The sequence below is a fragment of the Ruminococcus sp. OA3 genome (assembly GCF_022440845.1).
Classification (GTDB): domain Bacteria; phylum Bacillota; class Clostridia; order Lachnospirales; family Lachnospiraceae; genus Ruminococcus_G.
Genome location: NZ_JAKNTO010000001.1, coordinates 2,471,344 through 2,494,049, shown reverse-complemented (window position 1 = coordinate 2,494,049; position 22,706 = coordinate 2,471,344). Strand labels below are relative to the sequence as shown.

The 22,706-nt window shown below is 47.0% G+C and carries 18 protein-coding genes; 6 read left to right on the top strand and 12 right to left on the bottom strand.

The window, feature by feature from the left end; genetic code table 11:
• Positions 1–27: 27 nt before the first annotated feature.
• From MCG98_RS11150 to MCG98_RS11130, 5 genes are all read right to left on the bottom strand, one after another.
• The gene (locus tag MCG98_RS11150) at positions 28–1,122 is read right to left on the bottom strand and encodes a C45 family peptidase (RefSeq protein WP_240302050.1); all 1,095 of its coding nucleotides are present in this window, start codon (positions 1,120–1,122) and stop codon (positions 28–30) included.
• A gap of 230 nt (positions 1,123–1,352) precedes the next feature.
• Positions 1,353–2,540: an iron-containing alcohol dehydrogenase gene (locus MCG98_RS11145; protein ID WP_240302049.1), complete on the bottom strand. Its 1,188-nt coding sequence runs from the start codon at positions 2,538–2,540 to the stop codon at positions 1,353–1,355.
• Positions 2,541–2,593: 53 nt separating this feature from the next.
• Complete coding sequence (locus tag MCG98_RS11140; RefSeq protein ID WP_240303424.1) at positions 2,594–3,175, bottom strand: DapH/DapD/GlmU-related protein; 582 nt, start codon at positions 3,173–3,175, stop codon at positions 2,594–2,596.
• Between the two features lie 36 nt (positions 3,176–3,211).
• Entirely contained in the window at positions 3,212–3,907 is a 696-nt protein-coding gene (locus MCG98_RS11135; protein WP_240302048.1) for a response regulator transcription factor, read from the bottom strand.
• Positions 3,879–5,396, bottom strand: a complete 1,518-nt coding sequence (locus MCG98_RS11130; protein WP_240302047.1) for a HAMP domain-containing sensor histidine kinase — start codon at positions 5,394–5,396, stop codon at positions 3,879–3,881. Before MCG98_RS11130 ends, MCG98_RS11135 begins: the two co-directional genes overlap by 29 nt.
• A 588-nt stretch (positions 5,397–5,984) precedes the next feature.
• Here MCG98_RS11130 and MCG98_RS11125 point away from each other — a divergent pair.
• Positions 5,985–6,878 carry a LysR family transcriptional regulator gene (locus tag MCG98_RS11125; protein ID WP_240302046.1) on the top strand — a complete coding sequence of 298 codons (894 nt, stop codon included), beginning with the start codon at positions 5,985–5,987 and terminating at the stop codon, positions 6,876–6,878.
• Between the two features lie 90 nt (positions 6,879–6,968).
• Here the strand turns inward: MCG98_RS11125 and putP are convergent, their stop codons facing one another.
• Positions 6,969–8,516, bottom strand: coding sequence for a sodium/proline symporter PutP (gene putP, locus MCG98_RS11120; RefSeq protein WP_240302045.1), 1,548 nt, complete (start codon positions 8,514–8,516; stop codon positions 6,969–6,971).
• A gap of 142 nt (positions 8,517–8,658) precedes the next feature.
• On the bottom strand, positions 8,659–9,546 hold the full coding sequence (locus MCG98_RS11115) for a LysR family transcriptional regulator (RefSeq protein WP_240302044.1): 888 nt from the start codon (positions 9,544–9,546) through the stop codon (positions 8,659–8,661).
• A 229-nt stretch (positions 9,547–9,775) separates the two neighbouring features.
• Here MCG98_RS11115 and MCG98_RS11110 point away from each other — a divergent pair, with 229 nt between their 5' ends.
• The 5 genes from MCG98_RS11110 to MCG98_RS11090 all read left to right on the top strand — a co-directional run bounded on the left by MCG98_RS11110 (position 9,776) and on the right by MCG98_RS11090 (position 16,572).
• Positions 9,776–12,595 carry a molybdopterin cofactor-binding domain-containing protein gene (locus tag MCG98_RS11110; protein WP_240302043.1) on the top strand — a complete coding sequence of 940 codons (2,820 nt, stop codon included), beginning with the start codon at positions 9,776–9,778 and terminating at the stop codon, positions 12,593–12,595.
• Positions 12,596–12,629: 34 nt separating this feature from the next.
• On the top strand, positions 12,630–14,852 hold the full coding sequence (locus tag MCG98_RS11105; protein WP_240302042.1) for a pyridine nucleotide-disulfide oxidoreductase/dicluster-binding protein: 2,223 nt from the start codon (positions 12,630–12,632) through the stop codon (positions 14,850–14,852).
• A 2-nt stretch (positions 14,853–14,854) separates the two neighbouring features.
• On the top strand, positions 14,855–15,031 hold the full coding sequence (locus MCG98_RS11100) for a DVU_1557 family redox protein (RefSeq protein WP_240302041.1): 177 nt from the start codon (positions 14,855–14,857) through the stop codon (positions 15,029–15,031).
• A gap of 12 nt (positions 15,032–15,043) precedes the next feature.
• A complete protein-coding gene (locus tag MCG98_RS11095) occupies positions 15,044–15,580 on the top strand; it encodes a class I SAM-dependent methyltransferase (protein ID WP_240302040.1) in 537 nt (178 codons plus the stop codon).
• A gap of 119 nt (positions 15,581–15,699) precedes the next feature.
• Positions 15,700–16,572, top strand: a complete 873-nt coding sequence (locus tag MCG98_RS11090) for an AraC family transcriptional regulator (protein ID WP_240302039.1) — start codon at positions 15,700–15,702, stop codon at positions 16,570–16,572.
• 91 nt (positions 16,573–16,663) lie between these two features.
• Here MCG98_RS11090 and MCG98_RS11085 read toward each other — a convergent pair whose 3' ends face one another.
• The 5 genes from MCG98_RS11085 to MCG98_RS11065 are packed head-to-tail and all read right to left on the bottom strand — an operon-like array spanning position 16,664 to position 22,666.
• On the bottom strand, positions 16,664–17,830 hold the full coding sequence (locus MCG98_RS11085; RefSeq protein ID WP_240302038.1) for a zinc-binding dehydrogenase: 1,167 nt from the start codon (positions 17,828–17,830) through the stop codon (positions 16,664–16,666).
• 39 nt (positions 17,831–17,869) lie between these two features.
• The gene (locus MCG98_RS11080) at positions 17,870–18,931 is read right to left on the bottom strand and encodes a sugar ABC transporter substrate-binding protein (RefSeq protein WP_240302037.1); all 1,062 of its coding nucleotides are present in this window, start codon (positions 18,929–18,931) and stop codon (positions 17,870–17,872) included.
• Positions 18,932–18,979: 48 nt separating this feature from the next.
• Positions 18,980–19,963 (bottom strand): ABC transporter permease, encoded by a 984-nt coding sequence (locus MCG98_RS11075; RefSeq protein WP_240302036.1) that lies wholly within the window; start codon positions 19,961–19,963, stop codon positions 18,980–18,982.
• 4 nt (positions 19,964–19,967) lie between these two features.
• Positions 19,968–21,473, bottom strand: a complete 1,506-nt coding sequence (locus MCG98_RS11070; protein WP_240302035.1) for a sugar ABC transporter ATP-binding protein — start codon at positions 21,471–21,473, stop codon at positions 19,968–19,970.
• Between the two features lie 20 nt (positions 21,474–21,493).
• Positions 21,494–22,666, bottom strand: coding sequence for a zinc-binding dehydrogenase (locus MCG98_RS11065; RefSeq protein ID WP_240302034.1), 1,173 nt, complete (start codon positions 22,664–22,666; stop codon positions 21,494–21,496).
• Positions 22,667–22,706: the final 40 nt, after the last annotated feature.

Below are 22,706 nucleotides of genomic sequence, written 5' to 3'. Positions count from 1 at the left end.
AACCTTAGCGACATGGATGTTACCTGTTTATTCCACGGATATGGTATATCCCTGATGATAATTTTCTCTATGGTAATAAGTGAGTTCCTTTGCTTCCTGATTCATGATGATACTCCATTCCGTGGATTGGGAGTCACCAAAGTTATCTTTGCTCACGCTATTAAGCGCATCCCTTACCTCTGCCTCTGTCATGGTTTCCTGGTCTGCCAGTGTTTCACTTAAAATGTCAAATCTGGTATGGGACTGGGTAGTTCCAATCCCGTATTTCCCGCCCTCCGCCAGATAGAAATTTGTAACAACCGGAGTTTCTGTGACTACCATCTCATTGTCTACATACTCCACTGAGACGCTGTTCCCTACCGCATCAGAAAGTGCCAGATGTATCATCATCCCCATGGAGGCATGCAGGTCATACTGTGAAAGCAGGTCCAGCGCTTCCTCCACGTTTGCCGCCCGATTGAGAAGCAGACGGATGGCTGTTGTGGTTGTAAGATCCGGTTTATCCGTATCCTGCTCTATGGTGTCGGAATCCTCGATCATATTGACAGACACTGCAAAACCTTTTTCATTCATGCCGTCTAATGGCGCATACAGTCCAATGATTGCCTGTGCCGTATCCGGCAGACTTAAAATATCCAGTCCACCAGCCTGTACGAAGTCCATGTTGGCTGTGGAAACAGAGGCATATCCTTCTTCCGGCCTGGAGCTTACAATCAACCCATTGCAGGTATTCCAGTCAAAGTTTCTTCCAAAGAGATTTCCCCCTTCTGTATTTTTTACAGACAGGGTGCTGCATCCGAATGGGTTTTGACCCATGAGCAGACCCGGTATATCAGAAAGAAGTGCATCGCTTAAATACTCTGCGACTCCATCATCAGAGGACGAACCCCCCTGTCCTAAAAATTCATCAAACCCATAATTGCCTTCAAATCGAACGACCGATAACCCTTCTTCCAGTGATTGTATTTTCGTACCCGGCTCAATGTAATTCTTTTCTATATGTTCCTCATTTGCGGTTTCCATCTGTACAGTATTCTCAGATGCCTTTGCATTCTGCCCGCATCCGGTAACAGTACCGATTGCCAGTGACATCAGGTATGCCATGTATATTTTTTTCTTCATTTCCTGTACTTCCTTTCCTCATCTGTTCATACTGTAATATCTGCGGATAACATGCAGCTAACAAAAAGATAAACAATTTCTAAACGGATACTTTCTCATTTCTTAACTGCTTTTATCCTTCTGTATGTTTTATCTATAAAAAAATGGACAGTGAGTGTTCCATGAGTAATGTACCCCCGAAACATCCACTGTTCATTCTTCTTTCCATATACCGCCAAAATTGCAGGTGTTTATGATCCTATGCTCTGCAAACTTTCTTTGAAAACCTTCTTAATTTCTTCCCGGGTCAGAACTTTATAACCACCTTTCATCACAAGAGTGCTCTTTACAAGGTCATCCAGCATATCTTCCGTCACTCCAAGCTCGCTGATATTCATGGCAACCCCGATCTCTCTCATCCATGCCTCCATGGCGTTTAACCCTTCTGCCGCGATTGCTTCATCCGTTTTTCCTTCCGGGTTTATATCCCATACATGCATTGCAAAACGTTTGAACTTCGCAAGTCCATAAGGCATGATATAGCGGTAATATGGCAGGGATACCGCTGAAAGTGTCATCCCGTGGGTTGCATCCGTATGAGCACCCACTGCCTGACCAAGCATGTGCACCATCCAGTCTGTGGATTTTCCCATCGCCACAAGGGTATTCAGCGCCCATGTGGCCGTCCACATGATATTGCTTCTGGCCTCATAGTCTTCCGGATCTTTTATTGCGATCCTTGAACTGTGAATGAGTGAACGCATCAGACCTTCCATGATATAATCCGACGTATTGTCATCCTCACCGGAAAAATACTGTTCACAGATGTGATTCAGAATATCGTAAAAACCTGCTGTCATCTGGTACTTCGGCAGAGAATAGGTAAAGGTCGGATCCAGTACAGCAAATTTAGGATATACGCGTTCTCCGAAAATATGTCCGATTTTTAATTTACTTTCATGGTTTGTGATTACCGCTCCGCCATTCATCTCAGAGCCGGTGCCTACCATCGTCAGCACACATCCTACCGGTACAATCTCTGTGTCGGCATCTACATCCTCATATTTCAGATAATACTTCTCCCACGGCTCCTCCCTGCAGTTCACAGAGACTGACACTGCCTTGGCATAATCACAGCAGGAACCGCCTCCTACTGCCAGAATAAAGTCCACCTGATGATCTCTTGCAATCTGAACACCTTCATGAAGTTTCTCTACGGTCGGATTTGGCATGACACCGCCATCTTCAAACACTTCTTTTCCATTGGCTTTTAAGATTTCAACAACCTTGTCATAAATGCCATTCTTTTTAACAGACCCCCCGCCATATACAAGCTGAACATTCTTCCCGTATTTTGAAAGTTCTTCACTTAAACAGTCTAAAGAATCCTCCCCAAAATAAAGTTTTGTCGGATTTGAAAACACAAAATTTCCTAACATATCTTAATTCTCCTTTCTCATTTTCATACACTTTCCCGGGCAATATCCCGGACTTATCTTCCATCGTCTGTCACAATTGTTTTGATAATTTCAGCCGGCACTCCGCCCACTATGGTATTTTCCGGGACATCTTTCGTGACCACCGCCCCCGCCGCAACCACTGCCCCGTCACCAATGGTAACTCCCGAAAGAACGGTAGCCCCTGATCCTATCCATACCTTTCTGCCAATATGGATCGGTGCAGGGATGATATCACCCCGGTGTTCGGGATCCAGATTGTGATTCAGGGTTGCAAGGACTACATTGTGCCCAATCAGGGTGTCGTCACCAATGGTAATCCCTCCCTGATCCTGAAACTTACATCCGGAATTAAAAAATACATGTTTTCCAATTGTGAGGTTTTTCCCAAAGTCTGTATAAAAGGGCGGGAAGAGGTTGAAGTTTTCATCCACCGGCTTCCCGGTCAGCCGTTCCATCAGATTCCGGATTTCTTCCGGTGTATGATAGCATCCGTTTAATTCCGCCGTCAGCTGCAAAGCTTCCTGTGACAGCCTGTGCATGCACGCATGTATCTCTGTACCTCCTGTTACTTTTTTCCCGCTGTCCATATATTCTATAAATTCTTTTACTCCTATCATTTCTGCTCTCCAACATTTATAAAATTCTATTTATCAGTTAATCCTGAAACGGTATCCCGCTCCCCAGACGGTTTCAATAAACTGTGTTTTTGAAACATTCTTGCCCAGCTTTTCCCGAAGCCGGTTAATGTGCACAGTCACGGTTGCAGTATCTCCCATGGAATCCATTCCCCAGATTCTGTCAAAAAGTATGTCTTTAGAAAAGACAATATTGGGATTTTCCGCCATGAAAAGTAAAAGTTCGAATTCCTTATTTACCAGTACCACCTCCTTTTTGTCCAGATATACCATTCTGGATTTGGGAAGTATCCTGAGATTCTGATATGTAATCTCCGTCTCCTCATTTTCTTCCCGTACTTCCAGAAGCAAGTTGTGGATATGGATATGTGATTTCACTCTGGCCACCAATTCCGCAGGACTGAATGGTTTTACCAGATAATCGTCCGCACCCAGCCCAAGCCCCCGGATTTTATCGATATCTTCCTTTTTGGCTGTCACCATAATAATCGGCAGGCGCAAGGTACGCCTCAGTTCCCGGCAGACATCAAAGCCTGTTTTCCCCGGAAGCATCACGTCCAGCAAAATGGCGTCATAGCTTTCTGTCTTTGCTTTTCTTTCTCCGCTGGGCCCGTCAAAAGCGATATCCGCCTCAAATCCATTCACCTCCAGATAATCCCGCTCCAACTCTGCGATCAATTCATCATCTTCCACGATCAGTATTTTTTCCATCTATATCCTCCCCGGCAGCCGGCAGATGAATGACAATCGCCAGCCCATCCCTGTTTTCTGCTTTCACATTCCCTCCATGGCCAAGAATGATCTCTTTCACTACCGCAAGTCCGATACCGCTTCCTTTTTCCGACTGGCTTCTCGCGTCATCCACCCTGTAAAAACTGTCAAATAACAGTTCCAGGCTCTCTCCCGGTACTCCCGGCCCGTCGTCTTTGAATACCAGTTCAATATCTGCTCCCTCTAAAGTACGTTTCAGGGTGATCAGAATGTGAGATTTCTCTGAATCACGGTATTTCACAGTGTTCGTAAACAGATTGTCAAATACCCGCTTAAATTCCTCCCGGTCGATCTGTACCGGAAATGCCTCTTTTCCATACACAAATGCAATCTCCACCTGGTTCTGCTCTGCGTCCCGCCTGCAGATTTCCAGATATTGTTCTACGAATTCTTTGAAATCCGCTTCCTCCATGCGGTAACAGAAACCGTTATCCAGCCGGCTGTACTCAGAAAGACTGTCCACAAGCCTTACAAGATTACCGGTTCTGGTCCTGATCGCCTCCAGATAACGTATTCTTTTTTCCGGAGTGTCTGCGATGCCATCCCTTAATCCGTCCAGATATCCGATGATGGAGGTAATCGGAGTCCTCAGATCATGGGAAATACCTCTGATAAGATCCTTTCTCCGCTTTTCATCCCGCAGACGCTGGTCTACAGACTCTTTCATGTAAACGCGCATCTCGTCAAAATCTCTGCATACTTCTCCAAACTCATCTTTTTTCCGGTAACTCATTTTTGTATCCAGATTTCCTTCCCGGATTTCTTTTGTTCCCATACTGAGCTGGCGCAGGGGCTTGAGGATACTTCTTGAAATCCACCACGATGAAATTCCATTCACAAACAGCGTCAGGAGGACAAAGAACAGAATGATGCCATACAGGTATTTCAGAATGTAATTCTTCAGGTAATTCACCACGCCCTGATCCGTCTGCTGACGATGGACTGCTGTGATACAGAAGGTTTTTTCGCCGTGGTAAAACGTATTTTTAATGACTGACACCTCGTGCCTGCTCGCCGTCAAAGTCTTTGCCGTATCGATGGCATCCCCCGCCACCGACCGGGCTGCCTGCATATCTTCTTCCGTAAGGTTGGTATAGATCAGCTTTTCGTTTTTCGTGATCATAAACTGATATCCCATCCCCGACAGCTTATTTTCCAGATGGTGCATCTCATCCGTCCTCTTGATTTCCCCGGAAGCATCCGTATGCCCGCCCAGCCCCCAGTTATTCTCCCACAGCTCCTGCTGATAGGTATAGATCATGCTCTGGGCAAACTGAATGCTGTTTTCATCACTGTACATGGCCTCCAGGGTATACCAGAAACTGCCAAGTGACGTGTGCAGACAGACGTTAATCACAATTGCTGTAAATAAGATTGGAATCAGAACCATCATGATATTGGACAGCCTGATCTTTTTCTTGATTGTCACTTACCTGTTCTCCTTTATCCCTGTATTTTACTGAACCCAGTATCCTGTCTCAGGGAGTGTGTGGACTTTTTCCCAATATTCTTCCCTTGTCGTGACTTCCATCCAGTCAAAGCCCGACGTTTGTTTTAATGACAAAATTTTTCTCCCATGAACGGTACCACTTGTTAAAATTCTTATAGCGCATTATCAGAAATACAGGCTATCCTATGCGTATAAAGGATTTCTCACAAAAAAATGAACCATTTATAAACTAGTCTTTTTTCATCATAGAATAGTTCTATTTTGCTGATTTGTAATCCATTATAACTTTTTCTCTCTAAGGTTAGTATATTATTGTCATGACAAAATAACAAATACTTATAATTAATGCATATGTATAGTTGAAACCTATTCCATTACATGCTAAACTGAATTTATACCCATGCGGGCATCCCGTGACGCATGCTCCTTCGGAGCGGACACTGCGCGATAAGATAGGCTTATTGAACTACTAATGTTCAAAAACGTTATAAATTCTTAAAGCACTGCAAAGCCGTCATTTTATGGCCTGTTTTATAAAAAAGTATTCTATATTTAGGAGGTCACCAAATGGAATTACGAGTTCTCCAATATTTCCTTGCGATCGCCAGGGAACAAAGTATTGTACGGGCAGCGGAATCTCTGCATCTTTCCCAGCCTACACTCTCCACCCAGATTAAAAACATGGAGGAAGAACTGGGAAAGCAGCTGCTGATTCGCGGGACAAAAGGATCACGGAAGATAACGCTCACCGAAGAAGGCATGATTTTACGAAAACGGGCAGAAGAAATTCTTGAGCTGGTCAAAAAGACAGAAAATGAAGTCACCCTCTCCAATCAGATCATCATGGGGGATATTTATATTGGAACCGGAGAGACGGATGCAGTACGCATTTTAGCGAAGGCTGCCACGAGCCTGCAGAACACCTGCCCCGGAATCCATTATCATATATCCAGCGGCAATTCCACATTCGTAATGGAACGTTTGGATAAAGGGCTTCTGGATTTCGGCATTGTATTTGGGACGGTTGATTTGACGAAATACAATGCGCTTAAAATACCTGCCAAAGATGTGTGGGGTGTTTTGATGCGAAAGGATTCTCCCCTTGCAGAAAAAGAAACGATAGCCCCGGAGGATTTATGGGATAAGCCCCTGATCGTCTCCCAGCAGGAAAACAAAGGCGGAACGCTGACGCAGTGGTTAAAACGTCAGGAATCGGATCTGAACATCGTGGCCACCTACAATCTTATTTTTAATGCCTCCCTGCTGGTTGATGAGGGGCTGGGATATGCGATTGGTTTTGATAAGATCATCAATACGACAGGAAACAGTAATCTGTGTTTCCGTCCCCTGAAACCTGGACTGGAGGATGAGATGAGTATCATCTGGAAAAAATATCAGATATTCTCCAAGCCGGCGGAAAAATTCATTACCGTATTGCAGGAGCATCTGAATGCACGCTAATAGTAAAATTTTCTTTCCTGTCAGTTATTCTCCTATATAGCAAAGCCAGACGGAAATCTATTCCGTCTGGCTGATTTTGATCTTTTTTTCTTATAGTTCTTCTTTCGACGCTGCTTTTTCAAATTCGCTCAGGATCTCCCCGGACGGTGCCTTTGTCAGCAGACTGAATATCACGATACAGATCAGGCTGATAGCGAATCCGATCGCCAGGGAATAAAGTCCTGTCACAGCTCCCGGTGTCTGTCCTCCGATGATCGGGATGTAATCCCAGATGATTACAGTAAGTGCTCCTGATGCAATTCCCGCAATCGCACCTGTCAGATTCGTCCGCTTCCAGAACAGAGACAGCACGACTGTCGGGCCAAATGCCGCACCCAGACCTGCCCACGCATTCGATACGAGATTCATGATACTGTTGTTCGGATCCCAGGCAATCAGGAAAGCTACAACTGAGACAATGATAACGGTAATACGGCTGACTTTCAATACTTTCTGCTCATCAGCCTTTGGGTGCAGAATATCTTTATAAATGTCTTTGGAAACCGCAGATGCCGTGACCAGCAGCTGCGAGTCAGCTGTTGACATGATCGCCGCAAGTATGCCGCACAGGAAGATACCGCCGATAAACGGCAGCGCAAAATCCTTAGTAAACACCTTTGTGATCATTTCAATAAAAACACTCTCCGTAGATGCCGCCCCTTTTGTCCCCAGGATCGCAGGAAACAGATAGGCCCGTCCGATCACGCCGATAAAGCATGCAGCTACCAGTGAGATCGCCACCCAGATGATTGCAATACCCTTGGATTTTTTCAGTTCTTTTTCGTTCCTGACCGCCATAAATCTTGTCAGGATATGGGGCATGCCGCAATAGCCGAGTCCCCATGCAAGCTGAGAAATAACATCGATCGCCTTATATGGCTCCCCGTTATTATAGAGCAGACTCAGATAAGCTCCGGAACCGCCGGCCACCTGACTCTGTTCCAGGATAGATGTGACATCCCCGCTCACCATTGCATATGCCACAATCGGAACGACCAGCAGACCGATGAGCATTAACGTCCCCTGAATAAAGTCCGTCACACATACCGCCATAAAGCCGCCCATAAAAGTATATGCCAGAATGACAAATGCACCGATAGCCAGCGCGATATGATAATCAATGCCAAAAACAGAATTGAACAGCTTTCCTCCGGCTGCAAGGGCAGATGCCGTATAGACCAGGAAGAAGATTGTGATGACGACCGATGAAATCGTGAGAAGAATTCTCTTTTTATCATGGAAACGGTTTTCAAAATATGCCGGAAGCGTCACGGAATTATTTGCTACGATCGTATAGCGGCGCAGCCTGCCTGAGATTACCAGCCAGTTCAGCACAGTTCCTATAAACAGGCCGATGGCGATCCATGCCTGCCCGGTACCAAGCGCGTAGATAGAACCCGGAAGTCCCATAAGCAGCCAGCCGCTCATATCAGATGCCTGCGCAGAAAGCGCAGCGACCCATCCGTTCAGTCCCCTGCCCGCCAGAAAATAGTCGTCTACATTATTCGTCTTTTTCATATAAACGGCGCCGATAATGATCATAAAAATCAAATATACGACAAATGCAATTAAAATTGCAACTATGTTGCTCGTTGTCATGTACTTTCCCTCCTCGAAACAATCTTTTGCCATTATGCCATATTAACTTGAAAAAGTCAATTTTTCACGCAATTTCGGCTCAAGTGATGTCCTCAAAACGCAAAAAAACCGGAAAATCCGACCGTCAGACCGTTTCCCGGTTTTAATACTCCTTGTTGTAATATTCCATCATTGAATTGATAAAAAACCTTTCATTCATTTCTGCCTCATCATATGACTCCGTCAGAAAACCATACTCAAAAATCGAATCCCCTGTTTTTAACGGCTGAATTTTAAATTCTTCCCTCGAAAAGGATGGGATCAGATACGAAGGTGCTATCAAAATCCCTATATTTTCCCGGAGCATCTGTATCAGCGTCGATAAATCATGTGTCTCGGCAGCACATTTCGGATAAGCATTTCTTTTTGCATAGATCTTCACAAGCGACGTAGTAAATGAGGAGTATGTAAAATGCGGAAGTATAAGATCCTCCCCCAAAATATCATCCAGCGTCAACTCCTCTTTCTCTGAAAGAGGATGATGCCTGTTCATCATGACCACACCGGGTTCCTTCATCAGCGGAATGTATGTCAGTCCATATAATTCCGTGGGCCGAAAACAGTACACCACATTACACGTCTTATCTTTCAAGGCCGACAGACAGGAAGTAAGACCCGTGGCAAGCTCAATTGAAAGATTGGACTTTGAAGCTAAGAGTATCATATCTGCAGGGATCGAAGGCGTCAGGAAATTTTCTTCCACCAGAATCATGCTCTTTTTCCCGGTGTCTGCTGCCTGCTCCCGGATAAACGCTTCATAGTCTTCAACCTGCTGAAGCATCAGCTCACTTCTGGGCAGTATTCGTCTTCCAAAATCTGTTAACTTTACTCCCTGCTTCGTTCGAATAAACAGTTGTGCCCCCAGCTTCTTTTCAAAATTCTGCATGGACTGGCTTAATGTCTGCTGAGACATAAACAGTTCTCTGGCGGCTTTTGAAATGCTCTGGAATTTTGCTATATAGATAAACTGTTTTAACTGTCTCATCAGCATATGTCTGTCCTCACCTGCTATCATTAAACGTATTATAACAAACAAAAACGATATTTACAATGTAGTAAAAATATTAAAACTTTAATTTTGTTACAAGATTTCTTTGTATCTAAAACACAATTAATTGTCAACACATTTATTATACTGTTGGTGAATGAAATATTTTAATGCTATAATAAAATTATCTGATTTTTAGGAGTCCTCATATTGAACTGAAAGGAGAATGATTATGGGATTAAAAAGGCAAAGTGTTACCATCAACGGTGTTACAAAGATCGTAATGTTCAATCCCGAAACTGATACCCTCGCTGACGTGCTCAGAAGACACGGTTATCTCGGCGTTAAAGTAGGCTGCGGCAAAGGACAGTGCGGTGCCTGTAATGTTATTTTGAACGACAAACTGATCCGTTCGTGCGTAAAAAAAATGAGTGCCGTGGAGGAATTCAGCACGATTGAAACCATCGAAGGTTTTGGTACCGCAAATAACCTTCACCCGCTTCAGGTGGCATGGATGACATACGGAGGCGTACAGTGTGGATTCTGTACACCCGGGTTTATCGTTTCTGCCAAGGCACTGTTAGACCAGAATCCGGACCCCACCCGCGAGGAAGTGCGCCAGTGGTTCCAGAAAAACCGGAATGTCTGCCGATGTACCGGATACCATCCACTGGTTGATGCCGTCATGGCGGCAGCCGCAGTAATGCGCGGTGAAAAATCCATTGAAGATATCACTTATCGGATGGAGGAACACATTTATGAAAGCAGACTGCCGCGTCCAACCGCTCTGGCAAAGGTTTTGGGACAGATGGATTATGGCGATGACGTAAGGCATCATATGCCGGAGGAAACGCTTCATGTGGCGATCATCCAGCCAAGGCAGTATTCTCATGCCCGGATAAAGGGCATCGATACCTCGGCTGCCGAAAAGATGCCGGGTGTTGTAAAGATCGTGACGGCAAAAGACGTTAAAGGTACGAACCGGATGCTTGAGCCTCTTCCTCATCCTACCTGTACCATGGCCGGAAATGAATGCAAGCTGATCTGCGACGATACGATTTATCATTATGGCGACCTGGTTGGCTGTGTGATTGCCGACAGCAACGAGCACGCCCGCGCTGCAGCTGCAGCTGTAGCCGTCGATCTGGAACCACTGCCGGAATACCGGAATTATCTCGATGCTGTTGCGGTAGGTGCACAGAGCATTTATGAGAAATCACCTACGAATATCTATATGAAACAACCGGTATTAAAAGGTGACGATACCAGAGATGTCATCGATGACTCCTACTGTTCTGTAGAAGGCAGTTTTTATGCACAGCACGAGCCGCACCTGTCTGTAGAAGGTGAAGTATTACAGTGTTACTATGATACCGATGGAAATGTCGTCGTACACTGCAAAACGCAGGCTCTCGACTGGAACCGTTCAGCAATCGCTGACGGTATCGGTGTGCCTGTAGAAAATCTACGCCTGGTCATGAACCCGGCGGGCGGTGCATTTGGCTGGGCATGTCATCCGGCAGGACCCGCAATGATCGCAATCTGTATGCTGACAGTCAATCGTCCTGTCACCTGTACATTGACATATGAGGAGTTTATGCATTACAGTGGAAAGAGAACGGCATCTTATACGAACGCCCGCCTGGCGTGCGACGAAAACGGTAAACTCAGTGCTCTCGAATTCGATATCGGATGCGACCACGGTCCATATTTCTCCGATGCCTATCCGGAACTGGAGGCAATGGTCCGTTTTCCGGGCTACCCGTACGTGGTTCCGAACATTCGCGGACTTGCCAGAATGGCTGTCACCAATCACGCATTCGGCGTCGCTTACCGCGGACTCGGTTCCCCGCAGTGTTATACCAGCTTTGAGGCGCTGATCGACATGCTGGCTGAAAAAATGGGCGAGGATCCCTTCGAGTTCCGCTATAAAAATGTGGCGCGCCCCGGAGAGACGACCACGAACAGCCGCCCGTACCGCCAGCCGTCCATCGATAAGCTGATGGACGCCATGCGCCCGCATTATGAAGCAGCCAGAAAATCGATTGAGGGCAGGGAAACGGAAGACAAGGCATACGGTATCGGTATCAGCTGCGGCGGTTTCATGAGTAATATCGGCGCAAATGACCACTCCGAATGCGCACTGGAACTCAACCCGGACGGGAGCATCACCCATTACAATACCTGGGAGGACGTAGGCCAGGGCGGTGACATTGGTACGCTGACTCACACTGCAAAATGTCTGGAGCCATTAGGCATCCGCCCGGACCAGATTCATGTGGTCATGAATGATACCCACCGATGTCCGGACAGTGGTATCGCTGCCGGAAGCCGCAGTCATTTCATGGTTGGAAATGCGACGATCAATGCAGCTGAGCAGCTCATGGATGCCATGAGGAAACCGGATGGCACTTACAGAACCTACGATGAAATGACTGCAGAAGGAATCCCGACCTGGTATAAGGGTGTCTATGACTGTACCGGTACGGCGGAGGGCATTGATTTCAAGACCGGCGAAGGTGACCCGAACAATACCATGAATTACGGATGCTTTATGGCAGTCACAGAAGTAGACAAAAAGACGGGCGCCGCAAAAGTGATGAAAGTTGTCATCACTGCGGATGTCGGCGTGATCGGCAATCAGCTGGCAGTCGAAGGCCAGGCTTACGGCGGAATCTCACATACCATAGGATACGCACTGAAGGAAGAATATGACGACGTGAAAAAAGGCGGTTCGATCGCGGGCGCCGGAGTTCCCTATATCGAGGATATCCCGGATGATATTCAGGTATATTATTACGAAGACAACCCAAGAGAACACGGACCGCACGGTTCCTCCGGGTGCGCCGAGCTGTTCCAGTCCTCCGGCCATATGAGTGTCATCAACAGCATCTATGACGCCGTGGGTGTCAGAATCTATGAACTGCCCGCAAGACCGGAAAAGATCAAAGCGGCAATGGACGCGAAAGCGGAAGGCAGGGAACTGAAACCATACCACTACTTCCTCGGCTCCGATATGTTTGACACGATCGAGGAAATCTCAGAACTTTAAAACAGACCGCAGAACACGGAGGATGGAGGGAACCATGGATATTGAAAAATACAGAGCTTACGCTGATAACTGTTTCCGGGACACGCCGCCTCCGTGTTCATCAAAGTGTCCGTTCGGCCTCGATGTGCGCAAGTTCATCGAAAAGATGCAGAACGGTAAATACAAGAGTGCCCACAGAATCTACCGGAACGCCGTCGTGTTCCCGGGTATCGTGAGTACATTGTGCGATGCCCCCTGTGAGCATGCATGTGTCCGCGCCTCAGCGGACCGCGCCGTCCGTCTTCAGAAACTGGAGGCCTTCTGCCATCAGGAGACCGGAGGAAAACCGCAGCGATACAGTCTTCCCAGAAAGGAACAGCGCATCACCGTGGTCGGTGCCGGTCTGAGCGGACTTGCCTGTGCACTTCGCATGGCGTCTCGGGGATACCATGTCACAGTGTTTGAGAAGAGTACATCCATCGGCGGGTCCGCCCTGCAGAAGATGGACCCGGAGAAATGTCTTCTGGACCTGGAAAATGAATTCAGCCCGTATAACTGTACGTTCATCACGGAAAAGGATGTTACGTCTTTAGATGAAGTACTGCCGGATGCAGACGCAGTATATGTTGCGACGGGCGGATGCGGAGAAGATTTTGATCTTCTCCGCGATAACTTTCATCCGGAAAATCTGGGGACATCCGTCCCCGGTATATTCTTAGGCGGGCAGAGAAGAACCGGCGGCGGTCTGATAGAAGCGATGATCGACGGTATCAACGCAGCTGATTCGATTGAAGTATACTTTAAACTCGGAAACACAGACTACACCTTCAAACAAGCGGGAAGCGTCCCGCCTGATGAACGGTATTATGATCTGCCGTATGATTTTTCAGAACCCCCATCTTCAGACGGGGATGAATTAGCTCCTGTCGAAGAAGCCGGGCGCTGTTTGCGCTGTAACTGCAGCAAATGTTACGAAGTCTGTCCGCTGATGCAAACTGACGGACGCTACCCAAAGAAGATGTGTACAGATATCGTAACGACACTGAAGCCCAATGCCACCAGACGTCCGGGTGTGCGCATGATCGCCAGCTGCACCTTCTGTGGAAAATGCAAAGAAGTCTGTCCCGAGCATATCGACATGGGCGCATGTTTAAAATCCGCCCGGAAAGACCTCTTTTCAGACGGTCATTTTGCGCTCGCGCTGCACGACTACTGGATGCAGGATCTGGATTTTTGCATGTCTGAAGACTCTTACCTCGTATGGTCACCGAAAAAAGAACCCAAATGCGATATTGTCTTTTTCCCGGGATGTCAGCTGAGTGCCTCATCCCCGGGTCTTGTCCGGCGCACATATGAATATCTCGCAAAGACTGCGGACAATCCCGCACTGTATCTCGGCTGCTGTGGAATTCCGGCAGAATGGGCGGGGGATACGGGGCGCAGGCAGGAAGTGACTGACCGGATCTGCGCCGAGTGGAATCGCCTTGGCAAACCATTGTTCGTGCTCGCATGTACTGCATGCCAGGTCAATCTGAAACAGTACTGTCCCCAGATCCAAACGGTTTCACTGTATCGTTTTATGGACATGCATGCGGAACATCTGCCTCTGCCGACAGTGAATTTATCGAAAAAGATACAGCTGTTCGATCCGTGCGGCTCCGCAGATGACCCCAAAACCCGTCAGTCCGTGCGTGGTCTGGCTCGCAGATACGGCTGCGCGTCTGAGGATTCTCCTGAAGTTTGCGGCTGCTGCGGTTTTGGCGGACACATATATCAGGCGAATCCGAAACTATTTGACTCTTTTGCCCAAAGACAGACGGATCTGACAGATTCTGAGATCATAACATACTGTGCGAATTGCAGAGATATCTTTGCTGCCCGGGGCAGAGAATGCCGGCACCTTCTTGATCTGATCTTCGGATCCGATGACAGCAAACGGCAGCCTCCCACTCTGGACGAGCGCCGGGATAACCGCAGGCTGCTGAAACAACATGTTACAGGAGGCGATTTCGTGAAACAGCAAAGTCATCTGAAGATTGACATCTGCCAGCAGCTTCAGAAAAAACTGGACCGGCTGCTGATCCGCGGTGAGGAAGTGATAAAAACGATCGAGGCCGGCGAAGAAAGCGGCAGGAAACTCTATGACCGCGAGAAAAATCTGTACTATGTACATCACCGTTTTCAGAATATAACGGTCTGGGTCGTGTATGCCATAACAGACGATACGATCTCTGTCAGAGACGTATACAGTCACCGTGTGGATATCAGGGAGGGATGATGATGGAGTGCTGCAAATGCGGTGTGGAACTGCAAATGAAAAAAACAATCTTTGTCTATCTGGAACATGAGATGTATCATGAGGTGCCCTGCTGCCCCGTCTGCGGACAGGTCTATATCCCGGAAGATCTGGCAAACGGCAAGATCGCCGCTGTGGAAATGGAATTAGAGGATAAGTAAAAGGAGGCTGTTATGATCAGACATCCCGGAGGTACCGCACAGACAAAAAAACTGCTCACACTGTCGGGCATCAGACCGCCTGCCCGCATCCTGGACCTCGGTGCGGGCGACGGGGATACCGTTGCCCTGTTGCGCTCCCATAACTTCGACGCCACAGGTCTGGATCTCCGGTCAGACGGCAGCACCGAGACCGGAGATTTTCTGAACACACCCTATCCGGATCAGAGCTTCGATGCCGTTATCTCCGAATGCGCCATGTTTGTATCCGGCGACCGCCCAAAAGCCGTCACCGAAGCTTTCCGACTGCTCCGGGACGGGGGCAGATTTCTATACGCGGACGTATGGTTTGAACCCGAAGCGGCAATACACTCCCTGCTTGCACACAGCGGTTTTCATATCACAGCCATGGAGGACGTAACACCCGAATGGCAGCGATACTATCTGAACTGTATCTGGGAGGGGACCTTTGAAAAACCGGCCTGTGAGATACCGAAGGGGAAGTGCCGGTATTATTTGATTGTGGGCGAGAAGATTTCAGAATACAAATAACAGCGCCTTGATTTACCATATATTTCCAGTAAAACGTAGCATGTTTACTTTTCTTTTAACAGTGCTTATGATAGAATGAAATAAAATTACGGGAGATATTCTGCAAAGGAGCTGGTAAAATGATACGTTTAAACATGAATTATATCTCACGCATTAGCGAATGTGACCCAAAACTGCCGATCGTCACGTCTGCCAATGAGGTGAAAAATGATCCCGGCTGGTCGCATCCCATTCATTCACATAACAGCTCTGTTGAGATTATCTTAATCACCGAAGGACTGGGAATTCTTACGTATAAGGAAAAAGAATATCTGACGGTAAAAGGAGATGTTCTGGTAATGAACCCCGGTGTTTTGCACGGTGAAAAATCGGATCCTTACAGCCCCCGTGGTTCCGTTGCTATCAGAATGAACAATCTTCATATAGAAGGAATGCCCGAGAATCATATCTTTCCCACATCTCAGGTACCCATCCTGAAGTCCGGCGAGGCCTTTGACATCTTCCTTTCTTTGATGAATACAATTCATGTGAACTTTGAAAAGCGCCAAACTACGTTCAGTGCTGCCGGCCAGCATCTTCTGGTCTGTCTGTTAAAGCTGCTGCAATATTTCCCCAATTCGTACTCTGAATTGACAGAGAAGGATTTAAACGACGAAGATATCAAAGATTTGCCGGTCAATATCAAACAGTATATCGATGAAAATTACATGCGAAATATTCGTCTGGAGGATATCTCCCGTGACTTGCATTTTAGCCAGTATTATATCTCTCATATTTTTAAAGAGTACTTTAATCTGACGATCAGCCAGTACATAACAAACAGACGTATCGGGGAAGCACAGAGGCTGCTGACAGATACGACGCTGCCGATCAAAGAAATCGCTCATACCGTAGGGTATGAAAATCTTACACATTTTTATGCCATGTTTAAAAAAATCAAGGACTGCTCTCCCGGTGTGTTCCGGGTATCCGATTATGACCCTGACTTATAATTCTTCAGATACATGGTAAGCTTTGCTTCTTACTTATAACCTTGCAAAGAGTGCCGGAAACTGAATCGTCTCACGGCACTCTTCTGCCATGCTACTCTTTATTGGACACGACAACGACCTTCATACTCTCCGGCGTCATGCTTGTACGAATAGCAGTCTCATAATCATCCAGATCGAACTTGTGACTGATAAATTTGGACCAGGGGAAAACCTTCTCGTGGCGAAGCATCATTTCCATCGTAGGACGATACCCTGTGACGGCATGATTGTTCATCCCCACAATTCTGATATTTTTCGCACAGATTTTATGCATATTGATTTCAATACCACCCACATCCACAAAATGACCGGCTTCCAGATAAACACCGCATTTTGCAAGCATTTCAAGGCCTTCCGGCACCACAGACGGAACCCCGGAGCACTCGCATACTACATTGGCTCCTATTCCATGAGAAGCCTGCTTAACGATATCAATTCGCTCCTCAGCCGATGTCTTCAGGACATTTAAGCACAAATCCGCACCAAATGCTTTTGCCAGTTCCAGTTTATAATCTGAAATATCGGTTACAATGATTTTGCCTGCGCCCATCATCCGGGCTTTTATCACATGTGCAAGTCCCAGCGGACCGCAGCCCTGTATCACTACCACTCCGCCGAAGGCAAATCCTTCACCGTCAAATGCAAACAGCTCTTTTGCCTTATCGAGCGTATATGTAACGCACATGAGCTCTGTCAAGGTTGCCATATCCGTGGAAAGCTGATCGGGCACCTTGTAAACGAATGATTTTGGAAAAACATACATATATTCAGAAAACGCTCCGAATAAATGAGGCGCTGAATCTGCGCACAGGCTATTTCCATAGCACTGACGGTTTGAGCTGTCACACCATGGGTACCATGGTGCATGCCTGCACCAGTAACATTCGCCGCAAACGATATCCGGGCAGAATGTTACCCTGTCTCCCACCCGCAGGGGCTCGCCGTTGTAATCAACTTCAAAACTGTTTTTCGCTGTTTCCTCGATAATTCCAACACCTTCATGTCCCTGAATAAGCGGAAACGGTGTTTCAAAAGCCGATTCTGTGCCGGTATTCTGTTTTATCTCGCCCTTAAACGTATGTTTGTCTGTACCGCAGATTCCGCATTGAAGGTTCTTAATGACCATACCTCCTCCAGGCTCCAGATTCGGATACGGGTATTTCCTGATCTCAATAGTTCCCGGTCCCGTAAGCACTGCCGCTTTTACTGTTTTCTGCATATAACTTCCTCCCTGCACGATAACATATCCAGGTGTTTTTTAATGCCACGTCAGATATTCCTTTGCATTATCAATGGTAACCGTGTCACATCCAGTGTCGATATATGTCTCTTCTATCTCCTGCCCGTTTAAGTATGCATCTGCCATCTCAACGCAAAGCTTTGTCATGGTCGCAGGTTTTTGTGCGATCGTTGCATCAATCGTACCTTCGATAATCTTCTGGGCCGCATCAGGCTGGCCGTCAAATCCGCAGATTTTGATTTGTTCTCGTTTTCCGGCTGCCTCAACCGCCTGTCCGGCGCCGATTGCCATCATATCGTTGCAGCTGAAGATACCTGCAAGATCCGGATGTGCCATCAGCATATTTTCAGTAACTTCCATCCCCTTTGAAATCTCGCAGTTTGCATATTCGACTGCGACGACTTCGATATCGGGATAGTTTTTAATCTCATCGACGAATCCCTGCATACGCTGCGTCGTAGACACGTTGCCTGCATATCCATCCAAAACCACCACTTTTCCGGATTTCACATGTTCGCCAACCCAGACAGCCCCCGTACGCCCGCCTTCATAGTTGTCTGTCCCTGCAAATGCAATATTTTTACAGGAATCTGCAGCTTCTCCCGCATCGGTATCGACCAGAAATGTAGGGATTCCCTGTTCAAATGCTTTGTTGACCACATCCACACATGCAGCGCCGTCACATGGGCACAGGATCAGTGCATCGATCCCCTGTTCAATAAAAGCTTCCACAATACTGATTTGTTTGTCTACCTCTGTCTCGGCATCGCCCGCGTTGATCAATACTTCATAGCCAAGTGCTTCGCCGGCTGCCTTCCCCGCATCACACATGGCGACAAAATAGGGATTGTTTAAGCATTTCGGTACAATTGCGAGTTTTTTCTTTTCCGATGAATCCGAAGCTTTTTCCGGAGCAGCGTCCGCATCTGCAGTGGTATCCGCAGTCTCCCCCTGATCCGCGGCTGCAGCATCGTCCTGTGACGTTGCATTGTCGGTGCCTTCGTCGCTTTTCCCTGCGCATCCCGCGAGAAGCGAACAGAGCATACATGCCCCCATCAGTATAGCCAATGTCTTTTTCATTTCATTACCTCCTTTGCAATTTTATAAAATACTTCCATTAAAAGATACTCATTTATTTGCGCTGAGTCTTTTGCGTGTGATGTCCAAAGAAACAGCAGCGACAATAATTGCACCCACAACCATTTGCGTAAAAAAACTCTGAACGCCCAGCAGAACCAATCCGTTTCTTATAATAGCAACAATGATTGCACCGATGATCGTGCCAAAGATCCCCCCTTCCCCGCCTGTGATTGATGTTCCGCCAATGACCGTTGCTGCAACCGCTTCCATCTCATAGCTCTGACCTGCCGTGGGCTGAGCTGCGCTTAATCTGGACAGATATACAACAGCTGCAATTCCCATACAGATTCCCGACGCCGCATAGACCGCAATCGTTGTCCGCTCAATGTGGACGCCGGAAAGACGGGCGGTTTCCGCATTGCTTCCGATTGCAAAGATATGTCTTCCCATCGCTGTCTGCGTCAATATAATATGGGCGATCATTCCAATTACCACAAATACATATACCGGAAACGGAATGGAAAACAGGAATCCCTGACCGATATATTTAAAACTGCCGTGTGAGATTGCCACCTGTGTTGAATTTGTCATCCACAGTGCCAATGCACGAACGATGTACAGGGAGCCCAGCGTGACGATAAACGGCGGAATCTTAACGTACGCCACCAAAACCCCGTTATAGATTCCAATCACCGCCCCGGCTGCCAGCGCCGCGCCGATCCCCAGCCACATATTGCCGGTCGCATTGATGGTGAGGCCTGCGCATACGCAGCTGAGTGCCAGGCTGGAACCCTGTGACAAGTCAATGCCTCCTGTGATAATGACAAAGGTCATGCCGATACCCATAAGCGCATACACAGCCGCCTGGCGCAATACCTGCATAATGTTGTCAAACTGCATAAAGCTGTCAGTGGTAATCCAGAGCAGGAGGATGATCACGAATAACGGCAGCAGTGAACCGGCGCCGGAAATGTTGTTCATCGATTTATTGACTTTTCCAAATACATTTTTCTTTGTTTTCGATTTATCCATTCACTCATTTACCCCCTAACGCATGGTACATGACAGCTTCCTGTGTGGCCGCTTTCCTGTCTAACACGCCTGTGACCCTGCCTTCATGAAACACCACAATCCGGTCACACACCCCTAATATTTCCGGTAACTCAGACGAGATGACAACAACTGCATTTCCAGCCGCAGCCAGCATATTAATTATGCCATAGATCTCACTTTTCGCACCCACATCGATGCCCCGAGTCGGCTCATCAAAGAAATACACGCCGGAATCCGCACAGAGCCATTTTGCGAATACGACCTTTTGCTGATTCCCGCCGCTTAAGTATTTGACTTGCCGGGAGAGCTCCGGTGTCTTAATATTCAGCCGTTCTTTGTAGCCTTCTACTGTTTTCCTTTCTTTTTTTCTGTTGATAAACGGTCCTTTTTTGAATTTATTCAGAGACGAAAAAACTGTGTTCCAGGAAACCGACTGATTTAATATCAGACCCTCTTCTTTACGGTTCTCAGGAAGTAATCCTAGTTTGTTTTTGATTGCATCCTTAGGATTTTTGATTTTAACCTCCCTGCCGTCTATTTTAACGGTTCCCGCCGATTTATGTATGGCGCCAAAAATGGCCTTTGCCGTTGTCGTACGTCCGGATCCCACCAAACCGGAGAATCCGAGAACCTCGCCGCGTCTGACCTGAAAGCTGATATTGTAGATCAGTTTGGGAACCGACAGCCCTTCAACCTCAAGCAGCACATCCCCTGTTTCCACATTTCTTGCGGGAAATTTCTGGTCCAGCGTACGGCCGACAATCATCGCTATGATTTCGTCCATATCTAATTTCGTTACATCCTCAATGGAAGAAACAAATTCGCCGTCCCGGAGCACGGAGCCGCTGTTGCCGATTCGTTTTATCTCCTCCATGCGGTGAGAGATATACAGGAAGGTGATTCCTTTGGATTGCATTTTTTTTATGATCTCAAACAGGTTATCAATTTCGTTATCTGACAATGCAGACGTTGGTTCATCGAGTATCACGATCTGTGGATTTTGAGAAAACATTTTTACGATCTCAACGATCTGCTGCTGAGCAACAGACAGCTTGTTTACTTTGGCCTTTGGGTCAATCTCGATCCCCAATTCCCTGCACCAGCGGGTACATTCACTATACATTCTGCTCCAGTCAATGAAACCGATTTTATTCTTTATTTCCCTGGTCAGAAATACATTTTCAGCCACCGATAGATGTGGAACGAGACTATTCTCCTGAAAAACAGTGCCGATGTTTAACCTCTGTGCCTCAACGATATCTCCGATCGTCACCCTTTCCCCATTGATTAATATTTCACCGCTGTCCGCGTGATAAACACCCGTGAGAATCTTAATCAATGTTGATTTTCCGGCGCCGTTTTCACCCAGCAGACAATGCACTTCTCCACGTTTGATGCTGAAAGATATGTCGTTTAAAGCGACGACACCGGGAAATGTTTTTGTAATATTCTTAAAGCTTACGATTGCATCTGTTCTGACTTCGTTCAAAACAATCACCTCAATTCGGCTTATTTCCAGGGCTCGATCAGAACCTTGTTACAATCATCCGTCATACTGAATTTCACAGCCTCATTAATCTGGTCCTGCGGGAACCTGTGCGTAAAATACTTCAGCCAGGGAAAATCATTGAGATGTTTCACCATCATATCCATCGTTGCCCGGTATCCGGGCAGCGCATTTTCCGTCATCCCCATGATCCTCAGATTCTTTGAGCATACCTTATGCATATTAATGGAAGAATTGCCAACCTCCGCAAACATCCCCGGTTCCAGATAAGTACCGCATTTTCGGAGATACTCCAGACCTTCCGCCACCACAGTCGGTACACCCGTACATTCAACGACAACATCAGCGCCAAGACCGCGCGTCCTGGATTTCACGAAATCAATGCGGTCTTTTTCTTCTGTATCCGTAACATTCAACGTATAGTCAGCACCGAATTCTTTTGCCAATTTAAGCTTGTATTCGGATTTATCCGTCACAATTATTGTTTTGACACCCAGCATACGTGCCTTAATCACATGAGCCAGACCGATGGGACCTGCGCCCTGAATGACCACAGTCGCACCGAAAGGCAGCCCGTCCATATGAAAAGAATTTGTGTTCATTGCCGTATCGAATACATAGGTGACTGTCATGATCTCAACCAGGCAGGCAAGTTCGTCCGGCAACTCGTCCGGTAATTTAAAGAGATAGGAGCCCGGGCGAATCGTCATAAAACGTGAGAAGGCGCCGTAAATCTCATCGGGAGCATGATCACCGTCTATGATGCCGCCGTTGTTTCCATAAACGCCTCTGCCCTCCCCCTCGCACCAGGTATACCATGAGGCATGCCGGCACCAGAAACAGCTGCCGCATACGATGACCGGTGAAAAAGTAACACGATCACCCACGTGAAGTTCTTCGTGATCATAGGAAAGAGTTTTTGAACCTTCTTCATCGATTTCTTCGATAATGCTGAAGGCTTCATGCCCCTGGTGCAAAGGAAATTGAATCGTATACTCTAAATTTGTGCCTGCAAACTGAGTGGTTTCGCCGCGGTATGTATGTTTATCAGTACCGCATACTCCGCACAGTTTGTTTCTCAGTATGGCTCCGCCCTGCTGCAACTTCGGATAGGGCATATCCTGAATCACAATGTTTCCGGGACCTAAGGTTACTGCAACTTTATTTTTCTCCATGGCTTCCTCCAATACGTGTGTATGTGTGTTGTGCAACATT

Excerpts from the sequence above, each read along its gene's own strand:
- putP (WP_240302045.1), bottom strand. The coding sequence starts at position 8,516 with ATGACAACGAGCAACATAGTTGCAATTTTAATTGCATTTGTCGTATAT.
- MCG98_RS11095 (WP_240302040.1), top strand. The coding sequence starts at position 15,044 with ATGATCAGACATCCCGGAGGTACCGCACAGACAAAAAAACTGCTCACA.
- MCG98_RS11100 (WP_240302041.1), top strand. The coding sequence starts at position 14,855 with ATGGAGTGCTGCAAATGCGGTGTGGAACTGCAAATGAAAAAAACAATC.
- MCG98_RS11065 (WP_240302034.1), bottom strand. The coding sequence starts at position 22,666 with ATGGAGAAAAATAAAGTTGCAGTAACCTTAGGTCCCGGAAACATTGTG.
- MCG98_RS11110 (WP_240302043.1), top strand. The coding sequence starts at position 9,776 with ATGGGATTAAAAAGGCAAAGTGTTACCATCAACGGTGTTACAAAGATC.
- MCG98_RS11135 (WP_240302048.1), bottom strand. The coding sequence starts at position 3,907 with ATGGAAAAAATACTGATCGTGGAAGATGATGAATTGATCGCAGAGTTG.
- MCG98_RS11085 (WP_240302038.1), bottom strand. The coding sequence starts at position 17,830 with ATGCAGAAAACAGTAAAAGCGGCAGTGCTTACGGGACCGGGAACTATT.
- MCG98_RS11150 (WP_240302050.1), bottom strand. The coding sequence starts at position 1,122 with ATGAAGAAAAAAATATACATGGCATACCTGATGTCACTGGCAATCGGT.
- MCG98_RS11125 (WP_240302046.1), top strand. The coding sequence starts at position 5,985 with ATGGAATTACGAGTTCTCCAATATTTCCTTGCGATCGCCAGGGAACAA.
- MCG98_RS11075 (WP_240302036.1), bottom strand. The coding sequence starts at position 19,963 with ATGGATAAATCGAAAACAAAGAAAAATGTATTTGGAAAAGTCAATAAA.
- MCG98_RS11090 (WP_240302039.1), top strand. The coding sequence starts at position 15,700 with ATGATACGTTTAAACATGAATTATATCTCACGCATTAGCGAATGTGAC.
- MCG98_RS11145 (WP_240302049.1), bottom strand. The coding sequence starts at position 2,540 with ATGTTAGGAAATTTTGTGTTTTCAAATCCGACAAAACTTTATTTTGGG.
- MCG98_RS11080 (WP_240302037.1), bottom strand. The coding sequence starts at position 18,931 with ATGAAAAAGACATTGGCTATACTGATGGGGGCATGTATGCTCTGTTCG.
- MCG98_RS11115 (WP_240302044.1), bottom strand. The coding sequence starts at position 9,546 with ATGCTGATGAGACAGTTAAAACAGTTTATCTATATAGCAAAATTCCAG.
- MCG98_RS11105 (WP_240302042.1), top strand. The coding sequence starts at position 12,630 with ATGGATATTGAAAAATACAGAGCTTACGCTGATAACTGTTTCCGGGAC.